This window comes from Paenibacillus donghaensis (assembly GCF_002192415.1).
GTDB lineage: Bacteria > Bacillota > Bacilli > Paenibacillales > Paenibacillaceae > Paenibacillus_AQ > Paenibacillus_AQ donghaensis.
Genome location: NZ_CP021780.1, coordinates 2,053,017 through 2,068,989, shown reverse-complemented (window position 1 = coordinate 2,068,989; position 15,973 = coordinate 2,053,017). Strand labels below are relative to the sequence as shown.

The window sequence follows — 15,973 nt, the reverse complement described above, 5'->3', positions numbered from 1 at the left end:
CGGATAGGACCTCATTAGTGGTGAAAATTCCCTATAAGCTCACCAGAACGCCCAACCTTCGTCCAATTAGCGGTAGAATTTCCCTATCATTCCTCACTGGACCTAAGTAGTAACCGAAACTGCAACTAAATCCAGCTGAAACTCCTGTCAGCCCTAGAACTAGGTAACCTGTATTCTAGCGGACCGTATAGCCCCTATTTCCTCCTATCTGCGATCTTTTGACGTCTTACGGACCGTATAGCCCCTAAGTCGTCAAAACAAGACCTAACCCAAGGTTGTTCTGTGGTATAGAGGCTCCTGGGTCCGTTAATCCTGCAAAACGGCCTATTCACAGCAAATAGAGGCTCCTGAGTCCGCAACCGTCTGAAATCGAAGCGAGGGTTACGAGCGAAGAGGGCTAGGGGACCTAAGTAGTAACCATTTTTGCAACTAAATCTGTTCGGCCCCTAATTATGAAGCTGAGTTCTGTTGTTCTTACCATACGGAGTCCTAAGCAGTAACCCTTTTTGCATCTATTTGCTTCAGAACAGAAAGAATCCGCAAATTAGATACATTTTCGCAACTCCTTCTGGTAGATTGGACTTATGAAACTTATCATGGAGCTGATTCAACCAACAATAAAGCGGCGATTCCCCCACAATTGGAGGACCGCCGCTCTTTTTGACTATTATTGTGCCTTGATCAAACGGCTGCGCTGCTCAGCCCTTCACCTTCTTGAACCGCCAGAGCAGACTCTGAAAATCACCAGGCAGTGCGGGCAGCGGCAGGCCGGCATACATCAGATGATCGCCTCCGTACACACCGCCCTCTTCAGCCCACTCATAGTCGGCTTCCGGGTCCAGACCCTGCAGACGCAGGTAATGCAGCGAGTCATTGGGCTCAGCGAGCACACGCGCATACATCACAACCGCCTCCGAGCGGTCCTCGGCCACAATCATCCAGGCCGTCTCGTTGCCTTCGAACGGGCTGAGCAGCCTGTACTGCTCACCGAACTGGATTACCGGCCGCAGCTCCTTGTACAAGGACACCTGCTCCTTGACCGTCTGCTTGTCCTCATCCGAGAATTTGCTCAGATCCAGCTCATACCCGAAATTGCCGGACATGGCCACATGTCCGCGCATCGCAAGCGACGTACTACGGTGTACCTGATGGTTAGGCACCGCAGATACATGGCTGCCCATCGAGCTGATCGGATACACGATACTGGTGCCGTATTGGATCTTCAGTCTGCTGACCGCATCCGTATTATCGCTTGTCCAGGTCTGCGGCATGTAATACAGCATGCCGGGGTCGAAACGCCCGCCTCCACCCGAGCAGCTCTCAAACAGCACATCCGGGAACTGTGAGGTAATCGTCTCCATCACACTGTACAGGCCGAGCATGTAGCGGTGAGCCGTCTCACGCTGGCGTTCCGGCGGCAGCAAGGCTGAGCCGATCTCGGTCATATTGCGGTTCATGTCCCATTTCACATACGTGATCGGGGCACTGCGCAGGATGGTGGCCATACGTTCTGTAATCGCCTGGCATACATCCTCGCGGGAGAAATCAAGCACCAGTTGGGAGCGCCCCTCCGATCTGCGGCGGCCTGGCACATGCAGGCACCAGTCCGGGTGGGTCCGGTACAGCTCGCTGTCCGGCGAGATCATCTCCGGCTCGAACCATAATCCAAACTTCATATCCAGCCTATTCACCCGCTGGACCAGATCCTCCAGTCCGCCCGGCAGCTTGGCAGGGTCCACGAACCAGTCGCCAAGCGAGCTGCGGTCATCATCGCGGTGGCCGAACCAGCCGTCATCCAGCACGAACAGCTCGATCCCCAGCTCGCTTCCCGTACGGGCAATCCGCTCGATGCTGTCTGCCGTGAAGTTGAAATACGTAGCCTCCCAGTTGTTGATGAGCACCGGACGGGTCTGATCGCGGAAGCTGCCCCGGCAGAGCCGGGTCCGGTACAGCTTATGATAGGTGCGGGACATCGCGCCAATTCCTGACGCGGAGAAGACCAGCACCGCCTCAGGCGTCTGGAAGGACTGGCCGCTCTCCAGCAGCCAGTTGAAGTCAAAGGAGTGGATGCCCATCGTCAGCCGCGATGTCTGGTAAGGCTCCACTTCAACCTGTGCGCTGAAGCTGCCGCTGTATACCAGGCTGACCCCGTAGACTTCGCCCTGCTGCTCGTCGGCCCCCTTCGAGAGCAGCGCAAGGAACGGGTTCTGGGCATGGCTGCTTGCCGCTCTGCGGCTCTCCACTCCCTGCATGCCCGAAACCAGCGCCCGGCGCTCTACATAACGCTCGCGCGTCCAGGAGCCGGACAGCTGGAGCAGCTCATAATCCGAGCTGCGGAAATCGGCGCTCATGCTGAATGCGCGCAGCAGCCGCAGGGACTCCGTGCCCTCATTGACGAAACGCACGGAACGGGTAATCGCATTCAACTGCTCAAATACGGTGTACAGCAGAATAATGCGCAGACCCGCCACGCGGTCAATCAGCTCCAGCTCCAGTGTCTGCGCTTCGTCTTCATGCTCTACATAAGTGGAAGGCAATCCTTCCAAGGCCGGCTTGCCGTTGTAGATACGGTGACTATGGTAGACGGCTTCAGATATCGTAGCCCCGTTCTCCGCCTGAATCTGATAGGCCGGATGACGGAAATCCCCTGCGCCATAAGCCGGATATTCCAGCGGCAGCGTGTCATAGGAGATCGACATATCCTCCGGGAACAAGCTGGGTGAGAAAGAACAGCGTTCCGTACGCTGGAGAATGGAAGCCAGATTGCCGCCACGGATTCTGCGGCCCCAATAGACATGAACCGGAATCCCGTCATGCACCAGCTGGATCACATAGCTGGTCTGCTCACTCTGAATATGAAAAACACGTTCCTCTGCGTTGTATTTGATTCCCATAATAGCCTCCGTATATTTAATATTGGTTTCCTATGCCTATTCGCTCCATCTGATTCATCTGGCATAATTCAGCAGCGCGGCCGCAGCCCGTTCACGCCTCTCGACATCCTCACAGCGCAAGGCCGCCGTGAGCACTTCAATCGCTTCGGCCAGCGTGGCCTCATCCACCTGGACCGGCTTCTGCTTCGGCTGCTCACCGGGAGGAAGCGCACCGGCCAGCCACAGATCAAGCCGCGCAGGCGGCAAGGGGCCGCTGTAACGGCTGACCTCACCGGCTGTTTCCAGCCAATCCTGCACAGGCTGATTCAGCTCCGATACCAGCAGGCTTCTCAGCCAGGTTACCCCTCTGCGGTGGCAGCGGCAATCCTCCGGTGCATCATAGTCTTCCTCGTAGAAATAATCCCCCAGATCCCCGAGATGTGCCCAGCCCCCGCTGTGCAGCAGCACATAGTCGCCATCCTGCATAGAAGCTGCGAACAGCATCACAGACTGAAGCGCATCTGCCAGCTCTTTGCTTGCAACAGCATACCCTTGTTCCAAAGACTGTCTTACCTCAGCTTCGCTGCGGTTCTCCAGATTACCGATGCCCGGCCAGCCGATACATATATAGTTGTTCTCCAGAAATTCGGCCATCCGGTCGACTCCCATAGGCTGTGCTGAAACGCGGAACAGATTCATGTTGTATACCTCCTTGCCTCTCCAGTGCTGCAGGTCATCCTTAAGATATTCGATTAAATGTTTATATTATCCTCTGGAGCCAGCCGTGATGAAACGGCCGTCATTACTTTCGTCTTTCATTAGCTTATTTGACACTCCCACAGCTAAAGCAGTGGGATTCTTGGGTGATTAAGTCGAAGTGCATTTCTGCGATCGAAGTATGACCCCAAGATTGGGCTGTGCCATCAGCCCTCCTAAGACAGTGCGTTTTAGCATCTTAGGCTGATTGACTATTACCACCAATCACAGGTGCGTGAATAATATTCATTGCACCGACTTTATCACGATGAGTATGAAACCCACATGGACACGAATATTTTCTATCTATCGCTTTATTTAGCGTAGAGCAAGATGGACATTTTTGCGATGTATACGCAGGATTCACATATTCCACTTTGATCCCTGCCATATTTGCTTTGTATTCAATGAATTGTGCCAAGCGATTGAATGACCATGTGTGCAAATTCTTTTCGTTTTTACGACTTGTTCTTGTCGTTTTTCTGATGTTTGTCAGCTTCTCTAAGCGTATGACAGACACTTGATTCTCCATGGCAAAATTGACAATTTGTCTACTTACTTTGTGGTCCTTATCTTTCATCCATCTTTGTTCTTTATGATCCAGTTTACGAATAGCACGTAGCTTTTTCTTCTTTCCTAATCCTTTTCGTTCACTACGGAACTTGCGTTTCATATATTTGTTTTCTCTACCATTTCCAAAAAATCTTGTCTTTCCTTCGCTAGTCACAGCAACAGCAGGGACTTTTAATCCTAAATCAATGCCTATTGCCTGTTCGCCTGTTGTTGTCTCTGTAGGAATTTCAAGTGAAACTTGAGCAAACCATTTTCCTGATTTCTCAACGATTCTCATAAGACCACATTTTGCATTTTGAAGAAATTGTTTATCTCTTTCTGTTAAAAGAGCAGGAAAAATCGTCTTTTTCACTTTGTTGTCCACGATGATAGGAAAAGCAATAGAGGAATGGCCAATGGAATAGTTTTGGTTGTTGATATAGTAGGTTGGTTTCTTTAATATTGGACGCTTCATTTCCTTCTTCGTTTTCTTAAATATGCTTTTAGCATCACGAATCGCTTGATTAAGTACAGCAGAAGGAAGTTTAGCTTCTACATCTTTCGTTGTGAGTTTGGAGAATGAACCTTCTTTTCCTGCTTGTTCTGTTAATGAATTAATAGCTCGAATATATTCTCTACTTAATAACTTTAATTCGATTGAGTTACTTGGAAAGAATCTTATCTTTATAGTGACGGACTGCATAAGTTTTCACCTCTCTCCTTAATTTGTTTGGCTCTTTTGATTGATTTATACTCGTCAAATGTTGATTCTCTAATTAAAGACCAGCCACCTATATAGCCAAAATATTTGTCGTATATATCCCTTTGGCATTTTAATTTGAGACTTATCGCAATCGTTTCTATCACCCCCTTGTTTTTTGTTGTTCAACATATCTTTTGATCGTTTCACTAGACACATTTCCTGCGGTACTTACAAAGTATGAACGTGTCCAAAGTGAAGGCAAATGAGCTAAATGTTTAAACTCCTCTCTCAGTCGTTTAGATGTGACTCCTTTAATTTTTGCCATAATATCAGCAGGACTAAATGTCGGCAAAGCATTCAAAAATAGATGGGCGTGATCTTGATCTGTTTCGATTGCGATAATCTCTATTTTCAAATCATCACAAACATCTTTAATCAACTCCTTAAATCTACTTTCAACATCAAATTCAAGAAAGATTTTCTTTCGATATCGTGGACAAAAAACAAAGTGATAATTGATTAGCGATACGGTTGTGTTGGTTCTTCTATAATTATCCATACATTAATTGTATCAGTTTATGTTTAAAACTGAAACATGATAACCAAAAAATGTTGGAACATTAACGTGTCTTAGGACACGCCTGTTCCAATCTCGCTATCATCCCTCACCTAAAGGAGTGGGCTTTCTCGCTCAAAAAATTCTGTAATTTAGGGCCGCCATGGTAGGGGTCCACCACGCTGCCGCGAAGCCGTCGAGTCTTGATCGCCTGCCGGGGACAGATATAGACACAACGCATGCACAGCATACATTCCCGGCCAAAAGCAATCCCTTGCGCCCCTTGCTGATATTGCCCGCGGCATCCTGGGCATTCCTCCTATTCGCTGCACCCCCAAGCTCGCTTGCGGATTCATCCGGTATAGAACGCTTCCATTAGAGAAATGAATAAAAAATGGACGAATCCGCCCATCGGGCATTTTTACGAACGCTGCATTCTCAGGATATACTGTACTCCGTCTCTATCAATCAAGCAAAGGAGTGTCAATTGTCGAGGAACTATCCGTATTTCCTGCCGCTGCTGTGCAGCAGCCGTATTGCCGAATTCGCTGCCCGTCTGCAGGAATTAACCGCAGAAGAGAATCTCCGCGGTTAATCCGTTATCCGGCATCCGGTTTCTAAGTGGTGCTACGCCCTGCGGCCGCGCACCAGAGCAATGATGGATAGCAGCAGCGCCAGCAATGCTGCGCCAAGGGTCATATAGAGCAGCGGCGAAGTGCTGCCGGCTGCCGCTGCTGGCGCCTCGGCGTGATTGTCCATCCCAGCCATGTCGCCATGGCCATGACCGCCTTCGCCGGCAGCGGCAGCCGAAATCGCCGTGATGGCATGCGGCGTTTCTGTTCCCGGCTCGCCGGACCATTGCACCACCGTGCCGTCGGCATAATGCTGGTAGGCATTCCAGGCGATATCTCCGGCGACATCCGGGTTCTTGACCGTGAAATAGAAACGCTGGAATTGGTCTTTCAGTATGCCTTCTCCTGCAGCCTTCCAGCTGACCTTGTTGCCTTCAACCGATACGGTCCAGCCGGGTGTGGGTTCATATTGCTTGAACTCTGCTCCTTCCGGGATACGCAGGTCCACCTGCACCGTAGCTTCATCTTTCTCAGAAGGCACTTTAATCGTGTAAGTCTCCCAGGCTCCAGTGCTGGACTGGGACGGCATTACGGTAACATGCGCGCTGGCAATGGCCGCACTCAGCAGCAGCAGGGCGGCGGCTGGCGCTGCCAGCCATTTTATTTTGCGTAACAAACTGTTCATGGTGTGATATACCCCTCTCTTCTACTGTGGATCGTTTCATACTTGCAGCCTCTTCTACAGAGGCGAGGTATAGCGGCTATATTGAATGTCGAGTTCTTTAAATCCGGCACCTTCCCGGGTCACAAAATAGGTGATAACCCCTTCCGCTCCCCACCATTCCAGACCAAGCAGCAGCCCATTCTTCGTCTGTGCGGCAAAAATAACCGAGAACGTCTCCGGCATAATCTCCCCGCCATCATCCACCCGCCAAACCGAATATTCATTATCGCCGATCTCGGCAGGATAATCCATAAAAGCAAGCGAACCCCGCTCGCTCACAACGATGCTGAACAGCATATCCTTGTCCATTCTCACGAATTGAACCACATATACTTCCCGTTCCTCTGTCAGGTCGGCCAGCTTCCATATCTTCTGAATCTCCCGCCCTTTCGCTGCCGTGATGCTGCTCCGCAGCTGGTCAGGCACGGCTTCTGCCGCGGCCTGTGTTGCCGGAGTCTTCACCGGGATCAACGACTGCACATCCAGCTGCGAGCTGTCCGCCAAATAATAGTTGCGGTCTTTTACAGCCCCGCCGTCCTCCAGTACAAACAAATATCCCGGCAGATTGGCAAAATTATGCGCCGCTTCGCGGGCATTCGATTTCTCGCTGCCTGGCTGCCATTGCTTAAATTTCACAGACCACACCTGTCCGTTCACACCTATAGCCGTGTCCAGCCGTTCCATCTGCTCCTGCTCGCCTTCTTCATGTCCGGTCACCAGAATATAGCGGCCGCTCTCATCGGCGAAGCCGAAGTTTGGCTGTAGCTGCTGCGGGCCCAGAACATACTGAACAGCCGAATCGGATGCAGATGCCGTGGGCGGGGCCGTTGCGGGTGGTGATGCAGATGCCGCAGATGATGCTTGGGCTGCTGGTGATGCTTGAGCTGTCGATGAAGCGGGTGATGCAACGGATGATCCCCCCGAAACTTCGCGGCCGGAATCGGACGCCGAACCCGCACAGCCGGTCAGCAGCGGGATGATGAGCAGAATCACAGTCATTTTGTTCATTACATTCCCCTACCTTTCGCAGCAGTAACACCTATTGTAACGTTTGAGCCAAGCTTCTGTCGAACTCCTGCCCACACTCTCAGTCTTTCCATTCTCTGTTCCGTTTACTTAAGACGCGAAGAAGAAGGTCCTCCGTCTCCCTCACGGCTGAAGTTTCTACAAGATGATGTCTTATATTATATATCACTAGGCTGGCGTCGCCGGGAAGCTGTATAGATAGTGTATTAGTGTATGGGAGGCTTGGGTTGGACGACGGGGCCAGCTTGGCGCGGGGACTTAGTAGACAGGGTGCTCAGACTTGGACGGTGAAGTAATGGTGCTTTGGATGTTGGGAGGCTTGGGTTTGGTGGGACACGGTGAGTTAGGACGAAGGGACTCAGGTTGGTGGGTAAAGTAATGGGATTGGGATGTTGGGAGGCGCAGGCTTGGTGGGTACGGTAATTTGGACTATGAGGCATGGTGAGTTAGGCGGCTGGACGCAGGCTTGATGGGACACGGTAAGTTAGGTGGCGGGAGATGCAGCTTGGTGGACAGTAACTAGTTAGTTCCAGCGAGGATATAGGAGGCTGTTGAATGAATTAGATGCAAAAGTGCAACTAAATATTGCGGAATCAGCAGATAGAGAGTGAATAAGTGCGAAACTGCAACTAATCTCGAGATAAACAGGCCAGGAGCGCTCTAATCCTGAAATTAGATGCCTTTATGCATCTATTTCCGCTAAAACGAAAAAATGAAGCCAATTAGATGCATTTTTGCAACTAATTATATATTCTAACTTATACAAAGCACCTGATGTACCTCTGAGCAGAGTTCTGAACACTCATCATCCTGAGGCCTAAGCAGTAACGTAACACGGGGTTCTTAAGCGGCGGTAAGGTTATGGTTGAAAGACAAGTTGAGCAGTAAGCGGACTGAGGAGCCCTTATTTGTGAAAAAAAGCCCTTTTTGCGGCTCTTGCGGACTGGAGAGCCTCTATTCCTGCCAAAGCAAGCCAAAAAACAGAGCAAACCGCGAAATAAGCGCCTCTGAGTCCGCAACCACCCACAAAACCGCCTTAAAACACAAAATAGCGGCTCCTCAGTCCGTAAGGAGGTACAGAGGCAGACTAGTTGGTGGTAGACAGATGTGCAGACGGCGTGCGGACTGCGGCCAGCGGACTACAGCGTGCGGACTCTGCAGCGTGCGGACTACAGCGTACGGACTGCAGCGTACGGACTGCAGCAAACGGTGAGCAGCAGGCCGTGCACAGGCAAGCTTGCATGCAGCTTAATCGTTCTTATCGCTAAAAAAGCCTGACCGCAGGCCTCCCTGCGATCAGGCTAAATCTACAAAGCTTCACTACCAGCACTACCAGCACTACCAGCACTACCAGCACCAGCACTGCACCACCAGCACTTTCAGCACCAGCACTGCACCACCAGCACTTTCAGCACCAGCACTGCACTACCAGCACCAGCCTCATTACAACACTCCAGCACCACCAACCCCGCTATTCGTACAGGCTCCCCGTTGCCAGCTCCGCCAGCTTCGCTTCATCGAGGATGATCAGCTTGCCGCGGTTGCGTTCGATCATACCTTCATCGATGAACTGGCGCACAACGCGGTTGAGGTGGCGGTAGCTGGTTCCGAGCAGCTCCGCGGTCTCCGTCAGGCTGGAGGTGCGGATATCCTCTCCGCGCGCGCCGCCCTCATATAAAGACATCAGATAGCTGGCAAAGCGGTTCTCTACCGGATAGAGCAGATTGATCGCCGAGGTCTGTCCGAGTCTGTACATCTTCTGGCTCAGCTCGCTGACCAGGAACCGCAGCAGCTGCGCATTATGCTCTATCTCCCGCAGCAGCAGCCTGCGGCCAGCCACCAGCAGCAGGCTCTGGCCAACAGAATCCACCTGGTTCTTGACCGGATACCCGTGGAGCAGCTCCACGTCGCCGATGATCGACATCGGCCGCGCAAAGCGGACCAGCACCGATTTGCCGTTCTGCAGCAGCGTCTGGATCTTCAGCTTACCTTCCACGCAGAAATACAAGCCTTCCAGCTGGTCGCCTACTGAGCAGATCGTCTCTCCATGCCCATAACGCCGCAGCTCCATTTCCTGCGTACAGCCCGGACTAAAAATCTGCTCCAGGCCAAACTGCAGGGCCAGTCTGTTAAGCAGTTCTCTGTCTTGCACCGTCTGCATTCCCTACACCTTCCTTATCCTAACTACTGTGTAGTTTAGCATGTCCGGCGGATAAAGGACATCTGTCCTTTATCCCTGACGGGCTGGACGCTGAAGCAGCGTTCAGCCTGCTTCAGCTGCCGGAAACTACCGGAAAACACGCCTCAGTCACCCAGTTCTCCGGATCAGGGTCCTGCGCAGGCGAGACATGATAGATGTTAAACATCGACCCCGCCAGCCTGTAGCCGTTGTCCTCCATCCATTGAGCCGCCGTCTCAAAAACAGAGCCCATTTGATCGTATTCTCCATTCATTGTAATGCTAGCCACGCGGGTTTCCGGTGCCATTTTATAAACAACGCCTGGGCTCAGCTGATCGCCGCTTCCGCCCACAGCAAGCTGGACCTCAACATCCACATCGCTGTCCTTATGCTCCTGGTCATGGAAGATTGCCAGGCCGTAGGGCGGCGCTGCAATCGGCAAGTTCTGTCCGGCAAGCTCACTGTACAGCTGGCCCCACAAGAGATGCTCATCGGCATAGGTGGGGATGATCCGGCGCGCACTGATGACGGCACGCTCGGGTATGCTTTTGACAAGAACATGATATTCCATCGGAAGAACATCCCTTCTCAGGAGTTCCAGCGAGCTTGCCAGCAGTTGATTCTGGGTATTCAGCAGCCACAGCTCCTCCTGCAGCTCCGCTTCACGGACGGCAAAATAAGCCCTGATCTTGGCCAGATCGCCATCCGAGCTCAGCATCTCCTTGATAATAGCCAGGCTGAAGCCCATCTCTTTGAGCATCTGAATCTTGTTGACCGTCCGCAGTTGAGCAGCTGAATAATAGCGGAACCCTGTATCCTGGTCAGTCTTCTCAGGTATGAGCACTCCCAGCTTGTCATAATGCCGCAGCATGCGGATGCTGATATTCGACAGTTTCGAGAAATCGCCTATTCTGAACATTGGAACCTCCATTACGAGTTTGCGCACACGATTTAATATCACTCAGCCAGCCAAAAACCTCACATAGTTACAGAGTCCACACTGTAGCGAATCATCTGGACTTTACTTTTGTACAGCCAGAATTCCAGGCTACGGTGGTTCTCCTTGTCCACATAGCCGATGATGCTTGTGCCCTGCTCTTCTCTTTTATAGAAGGCTTGGCCGTAAGCGTCCAGCACCTCCTGCCGGGAAGATCCTGCGTGGATCCCCTTATGGGTCGACCTGTCGGGATTGTCATACACCACAAGGAGCACAATCTGGTCACTCCCGTGTTCGGTGGCGACAGTCGTCTCATCCTCTAGCGTGTAATAGGGATACAGGTCATTGTCCTGTTTAGGTGTGGGGGCTGGCTCAATTGTGCGGATGCTCTGCTGCAACTGGATACCACCCAGGCTCTCCTGCCCCAGATCGGTGGTCTCCACCTGCCCATAATGGGCTTGGCGCGGGGCGTAGTAGAGATAGAACTGGTACCCGGCGTAAGCCAATGTTACCAATACAAGAATAATCAGAAAGGTTCTGCGTTTTTTTAAGGGGGTAAGCTGCATAGGTGTCCACCTTTTTTATCATTGTTATCAGTTGGTGAACTACACGCCACCTAAGAGGTGGGTGCTTCTTGGTCAATAGAGCTACTGCTCCAAGTTTACCCAAGCTTATAGGCTAGTTCCTAGCCCAATCGTTGCAATCTTATATGGCTAATTTTAGTAAGTTTTTAGCTGCATTTACATCTCTATCGTGTTGGGCACCACATTCAGGACAAGTCCATTCACGTACAGCAAGGTTCTTCACTTCTGCGTTTTTGTAGCCGCAGCAGGAACATAGTTGGCTACTTGCCAAGTTATTGGGTGCTATCATCAAGGTTCTCCCGTACCACTTTGCCTTATATTCGAGCATCGCTCGAAACATGCTCCACGATACTTCTGAAATGGCTTTAGCTAATTTGTGATTCTGCATCATGTTCTTTACACGCAAGTCTTCCAGCACGATCACTTGGTTATCGCGTATCATTTGGGTTGACGTTTTGTGCAAGAAGTCTTTACGCTGATTCGTTATTTTTTCATGAAGCTTGGCAACCTTCAGCCTTGCCTTATTTCTGTTATGGCTTCCTTTCTTCTTTCTCGACAAGTTCTTTTGCAGCTTGGCTAATCGTTGTTCAGATGTACGAAGATGCTTAGGATTAGCGATCACTTCACCATCCGAAGTCATCGCAAAGTTTTTCAGTCCTAGATCAACGCCAATCTTCTTGTCGGCTTTCGGCAAAGGCGTTCGTTCTGTTTCAACCAAAACGGAAGCAAAATAGGTACCCGATGGAGTCTTGGAGATGGTGCAGGATTTGATTCGCCCCGTGAATGGACGATGCACCTTGATTCGGATTCTTGTCTTTAGTTTCGGAATTTTGATCGTTCCATCTTCAATGGCTATCGTACCGTTCTGATTGTTCGTTGTGAGGCTGTTGTTGTTCAGGGTTTGGATAGATGCGGTACTTATACGCTTGGAGTACTAACATGCTACGCAACTCTTTTCCAGGAATTTACGAATCCATTATAGCACAAACGTTCGTATTCATGGAAGTTGATTTCCTTTGGATTAGAAAGACCGTTGACATTCATCCCACCACTTTAGAAGTGGGGGAATTCTGACAACTAGTGGTTAAAATAGTTCTCCAGCGCCCGCCGGGCGCTGTATTTCGCTGCATTAAAGGACTGCCAGCTCCGCCCTGTCTCTGTTTCAAGGTCAGCCCGCAGGTAGCTGTCCAGCACACCCTCATGGTCCCGGCTGAACCGGATTAGCACCTTCGTCGCTCCCGGACCCAGTCTGGATAGATAATCGGCATCAACCTCACCGCCAGTCTGATAGCGAGCGACATTCTGTTTGGCGATAATGTCATCCATGTTCAGGTAATTCATCAGCACATAACCCAACAACAGCACTACCAGGCTGCATTTGACCAGCGGGAAGTGTTCGCGGCCAATCCGCACAGCAGCAAGCACAAGCAGCAGCCCCAGCATAAGCATACAAGCATGCACGAGGAAGCGGATATACGTGTAGCCATAGGCCTCCTCATAAAGCGTCAGCCGTGTAAAGGCGGAATATAACATCACCAGGGAACAACCAACAAGCACATAGAGCAGCAGAGAAATCATTCTGCGCAGCAGCGGTGTGACTGCACTGTTAGCCGGCAGCAGAGCGAACATCAGGATCACGAAATTGATGCCGGTCACCAGTACCAGCTCGAAGAATCCGCTGCGCGCATATTCGGCATAGGAGCTGCCTGCCGGAAGCACGCCATCCCAGGCACCGAACAGATAGGTGAATTGCACGAACACGAACAATACGTAGACCGCATTCACCGCGACAAGCACCGTAGTCAGGATGACAGGGTCCATACGCAGCACCACAGGCTCCAGCACCCCTTCAAGCCCTGCAGGCCGCTCATTCCAGTTGTATTTATGGGGAACGACATATCCCCACACCAGGCCGAAGAATCCCAGCCCCAGAAGAACCAGCCAGAGGGTGCGTCCAATCCCTTCGCCGAAGGAGGCCCGCGCCAGCAGCTCCGGCAGTTGGCCCAGCATCTGCTGGAAGACGCCATCGGCTGCACCCAGCAGCGAGACCACCACCAACAGTAACGGGAAGGCTATACAGAGGCCAAACAGTATCTTGACCAGTACCTGCTTGCGCTCCGGCTGTATGCCTTTGCCTCGGCCTCCGCGCACCATGCGGGCTGCGGTTGCCCAGTGGCGCAACGTCTGCGGGAACAGATGCTCCAGCGTCTGTCCGATCAGTGTCCAGCTGGCCCAGGCAGGCCTTTCCCTCCTGAGCATATAGGTCATATGCAATACGATCAGGACGGGAATCACGGCCAGGTTCAAGGTATAGAACAACTGGTTGTAGAAGAGTACGTATGTAAGGGAGAGCAGAACAATCACTCCCAGCCACAGGTAAGCAATCCAGGTTGGCTTGCGTATTTGATCACGGGCAATATACAGCGTATAAGCATAGAACAAGCAGACAAATATCGGATAAGAGATCCCCGGCATCACGCCATAGAATAAATATTGATGTGCTGCCGCCAGCACAAAAGCCAATATCAGAGCGGCCAAAGAACGGTCAGGCTGTGCAGCTTGTTTATCGTGCATGGTAAATACCCCCCATTTTCTTGCTTTCTATCCCTTATTTTAGATGATAAAATAAGAAGATAAAGAGAAAGAATGATTATATTATTTCCTATTTTAAAATATAAGAGTTTATATGCTTTGCGCTATAATTTTTCCTTATATTTCTTGCTGAAACGGATACCTGAAAGCGGTACGTAGTAGCGCTGCTTCGGAAGCATATGCTTCTTAAGGACGGTGTAGCCGTTTCCACTTACGAAAGGAAGTCGCCATTGAAGCTGCATAACCAATTCCTGAAGCTGCACTCTCACTACAGCGGGGTAAGCGACGTATCCGCCACGCTGGATGAGCTGGGGCTCATTCTCGGCTGCACCCACCGCAATGCCTTGCATATCATTAACAAAATGGTGCTCCAGCAGTGGATTCGCTGGACACCCAGCCGCGGGCGGGGACGGCGCTCCCGGCTGGAGTTTCTGGTCCCTTCTGAAGAGATTGCCCTGCAGTCCATGATGAAGGCAATCAGCCGCAAGGATGTCTTAAGCTCGATTGATGGCATCCGTACCCATGCCAGGTCCTCCTCCCTGCAGGATACCCTGCAGGGCTGGCTGCTGACCTACTTCGGCCATCATTCCGAGATTCACAGCGACAAGCAATACGACACGCTGCGCCTGCCGATTACCCAGCAGCTGCATACGTTTGATCCGCTCTATATGAATCTGTTGGCCGAGTCGTTTGTGTCCAGCCATGTCTTTGACGGACTGGTCCGGCGCAGCGGCGAGACCGGCGCCATCCTGCCCGGCCTTGCCCATGCCTGGGAAACTGACAGCAGCCGCACGGTCTGGACCTTCTACCTGCGCAAGGAGGTGCTCTTCCACCATGGCAAGGTGCTGACCGCAGGCGATGTGGTCTATTCTCTCAAGCGCTTGATGCTGACGGAACAGCGCACATTGTATAGCTATATCTTCAAGGAAATCCAGGAGGTTCAGGAGTTGGGTCCGTCCACAGTCCGCGTGATCCTGACGAAGCAGAGCGAGCTGTTTCTGCCCTTCCTCTGTACCAGCCGGGCGGCGATAGTGCCGCGCGAGCTGGAGAGCATTGGCGAGAGTGCCTTTGGCCGCAGGCCGGTAGGTACCGGACCGTTCAAGGTGGTCGAGATGAATCAGGATACCTGTGTGCTCGAGGTATTCCCCTATTATTTCCAGGGCCGGGCCCATCTGGACCGGGTGGAGATTATGTATGTTCCACTGGACAGCGGGTCAGCAGCATCGGAGGCCGGCTCAGCCTTCCATGTGATTCATAATGCCTCCTCCGGGGAGGAATCCGGCTGGAGCCGGATTCATTCCGAGTCCTTTGTCCGCAAGTTTGTAACCTGCAACACGAAGAAAAAAGGACCGCTAAGCGATCCTTTTCTAAGAGCAGAAATCTTATCCAGTTTGCAGGATGAGACGGTACGTATCACCCCTGAGCGGACTCCTGCAGCACAGGCTCAGGTTCATTTACAGATTGCTACAATTCCGCAATATGCAGGCGACGCTGCCGACCTTGCAGACAAGCTGCAGCGCCAAGGTTATGGCTGTACGGTGGTCTCGGTCTCTCCCGAGGAATTCAAGGGTCCGATCCGCCTGGCCTCCGACCTGATCGTCTTCTCACTGCTGCGTGACCAGGATGAGCAGCTGCGCCTGTTCGATCTGTACCTGACGCTCTCGCAGCACCTGGACCCGCATACCCGGGTAGACATAGAAGCCTGGCTGCAGCAGATCTCCCGGGAACCGGACCCGGCAGCCCGCGCCGCAGACTTCAAGCGAATAGAAGACCGCCTGACCCATGCCCATCTGCTCCATATTCTGTACGAGAAGCCCACCCGTACGGCCTACCTGCCTTCGGTGCGGGGCGTAACGTTCAACAGCCAGGGCTGGGTGGATCTGCGCCATGTCTGGTTTCCGCCGCAGTTGTAAGGCTGT

13 protein-coding genes are annotated in these 15,973 nt (G+C 51.8%); 1 reads left to right on the top strand and 12 read right to left on the bottom strand.

The window, feature by feature from the left end:
• Positions 1-698 precede the first annotated feature (698 nt).
• The 12 genes from B9T62_RS08615 to B9T62_RS08560 form a co-directional block, all read right to left on the bottom strand.
• Positions 699-2,894: an alpha-galactosidase gene (locus tag B9T62_RS08615; protein ID WP_087914875.1), complete on the bottom strand. Its 2,196-nt coding sequence runs from the start codon at positions 2,892-2,894 to the stop codon at positions 699-701.
• A gap of 54 nt (positions 2,895-2,948) precedes the next feature.
• The gene (locus tag B9T62_RS08610; protein WP_087914874.1) at positions 2,949-3,572 is read right to left on the bottom strand and encodes a hypothetical protein; all 624 of its coding nucleotides are present in this window, start codon (positions 3,570-3,572) and stop codon (positions 2,949-2,951) included.
• 256 nt (positions 3,573-3,828) lie between these two features.
• Entirely contained in the window at positions 3,829-4,884 is a 1,056-nt protein-coding gene (locus B9T62_RS08605; protein WP_087914873.1) for an RNA-guided endonuclease InsQ/TnpB family protein, read from the bottom strand.
• 160 nt (positions 4,885-5,044) lie between these two features.
• A complete protein-coding gene (gene tnpA / locus B9T62_RS08600; RefSeq protein WP_087914159.1) occupies positions 5,045-5,443 on the bottom strand; it encodes an IS200/IS605 family transposase in 399 nt (132 codons plus the stop codon).
• Between the two features lie 106 nt (positions 5,444-5,549).
• The gene (locus tag B9T62_RS41720; protein WP_425436682.1) at positions 5,550-5,711 is read right to left on the bottom strand and encodes a 4Fe-4S binding protein; all 162 of its coding nucleotides are present in this window, start codon (positions 5,709-5,711) and stop codon (positions 5,550-5,552) included.
• Positions 5,712-6,067: 356 nt separating this feature from the next.
• The gene (locus tag B9T62_RS08595; RefSeq protein ID WP_087914872.1) at positions 6,068-6,697 is read right to left on the bottom strand and encodes a DUF1775 domain-containing protein; all 630 of its coding nucleotides are present in this window, start codon (positions 6,695-6,697) and stop codon (positions 6,068-6,070) included.
• 54 nt (positions 6,698-6,751) lie between these two features.
• Positions 6,752-7,744 carry a hypothetical protein gene (locus B9T62_RS08590; RefSeq protein ID WP_087914871.1) on the bottom strand — a complete coding sequence of 331 codons (993 nt, stop codon included), beginning with the start codon at positions 7,742-7,744 and terminating at the stop codon, positions 6,752-6,754.
• A gap of 1,489 nt (positions 7,745-9,233) precedes the next feature.
• Positions 9,234-9,923: a Crp/Fnr family transcriptional regulator gene (locus tag B9T62_RS08585; protein ID WP_087914870.1), complete on the bottom strand. Its 690-nt coding sequence runs from the start codon at positions 9,921-9,923 to the stop codon at positions 9,234-9,236.
• Positions 9,924-10,035: 112 nt separating this feature from the next.
• On the bottom strand, positions 10,036-10,860 hold the full coding sequence (locus B9T62_RS08580) for a MerR family transcriptional regulator (RefSeq protein ID WP_087914869.1): 825 nt from the start codon (positions 10,858-10,860) through the stop codon (positions 10,036-10,038).
• Between the two features lie 59 nt (positions 10,861-10,919).
• Positions 10,920-11,444, bottom strand: a complete 525-nt coding sequence (locus tag B9T62_RS08575) for a hypothetical protein (RefSeq protein ID WP_087914868.1) — start codon at positions 11,442-11,444, stop codon at positions 10,920-10,922.
• A 139-nt stretch (positions 11,445-11,583) separates the two neighbouring features.
• Positions 11,584-12,360: an RNA-guided endonuclease TnpB family protein gene (locus B9T62_RS08570; protein WP_281257763.1), complete on the bottom strand. Its 777-nt coding sequence runs from the start codon at positions 12,358-12,360 to the stop codon at positions 11,584-11,586.
• A 179-nt stretch (positions 12,361-12,539) separates the two neighbouring features.
• Positions 12,540-14,036: a DUF4153 domain-containing protein gene (locus B9T62_RS08560; RefSeq protein ID WP_087914866.1), complete on the bottom strand. Its 1,497-nt coding sequence runs from the start codon at positions 14,034-14,036 to the stop codon at positions 12,540-12,542.
• 248 nt (positions 14,037-14,284) lie between these two features.
• Here B9T62_RS08560 and B9T62_RS08555 point away from each other — a divergent pair, with 248 nt between their 5' ends.
• Positions 14,285-15,967, top strand: a complete 1,683-nt coding sequence (locus B9T62_RS08555) for an ABC transporter substrate-binding protein (RefSeq protein WP_087914865.1) — start codon at positions 14,285-14,287, stop codon at positions 15,965-15,967.
• Positions 15,968-15,973: the final 6 nt, after the last annotated feature.

Bases quoted from the DNA above. Each gene is read 5' to 3' on its own strand.
- B9T62_RS08615 (WP_087914875.1), bottom strand. From the start codon at position 2,894: ATGGGAATCAAATACAACGCAGAGGAACGTGTTTTTCATATTCAGAGT.
- B9T62_RS08610 (WP_087914874.1), bottom strand. From the start codon at position 3,572: ATGAATCTGTTCCGCGTTTCAGCACAGCCTATGGGAGTCGACCGGATG.
- B9T62_RS08605 (WP_087914873.1), bottom strand. From the start codon at position 4,884: ATGCAGTCCGTCACTATAAAGATAAGATTCTTTCCAAGTAACTCAATC.
- tnpA (WP_087914159.1), bottom strand. From the start codon at position 5,443: ATGGATAATTATAGAAGAACCAACACAACCGTATCGCTAATCAATTAT.
- B9T62_RS08595 (WP_087914872.1), bottom strand. From the start codon at position 6,697: ATGAACAGTTTGTTACGCAAAATAAAATGGCTGGCAGCGCCAGCCGCC.
- B9T62_RS08590 (WP_087914871.1), bottom strand. From the start codon at position 7,744: ATGAACAAAATGACTGTGATTCTGCTCATCATCCCGCTGCTGACCGGC.
- B9T62_RS08585 (WP_087914870.1), bottom strand. From the start codon at position 9,923: ATGCAGACGGTGCAAGACAGAGAACTGCTTAACAGACTGGCCCTGCAG.
- B9T62_RS08580 (WP_087914869.1), bottom strand. From the start codon at position 10,860: ATGTTCAGAATAGGCGATTTCTCGAAACTGTCGAATATCAGCATCCGC.
- B9T62_RS08575 (WP_087914868.1), bottom strand. From the start codon at position 11,444: ATGCAGCTTACCCCCTTAAAAAAACGCAGAACCTTTCTGATTATTCTT.
- B9T62_RS08560 (WP_087914866.1), bottom strand. From the start codon at position 14,036: ATGCACGATAAACAAGCTGCACAGCCTGACCGTTCTTTGGCCGCTCTG.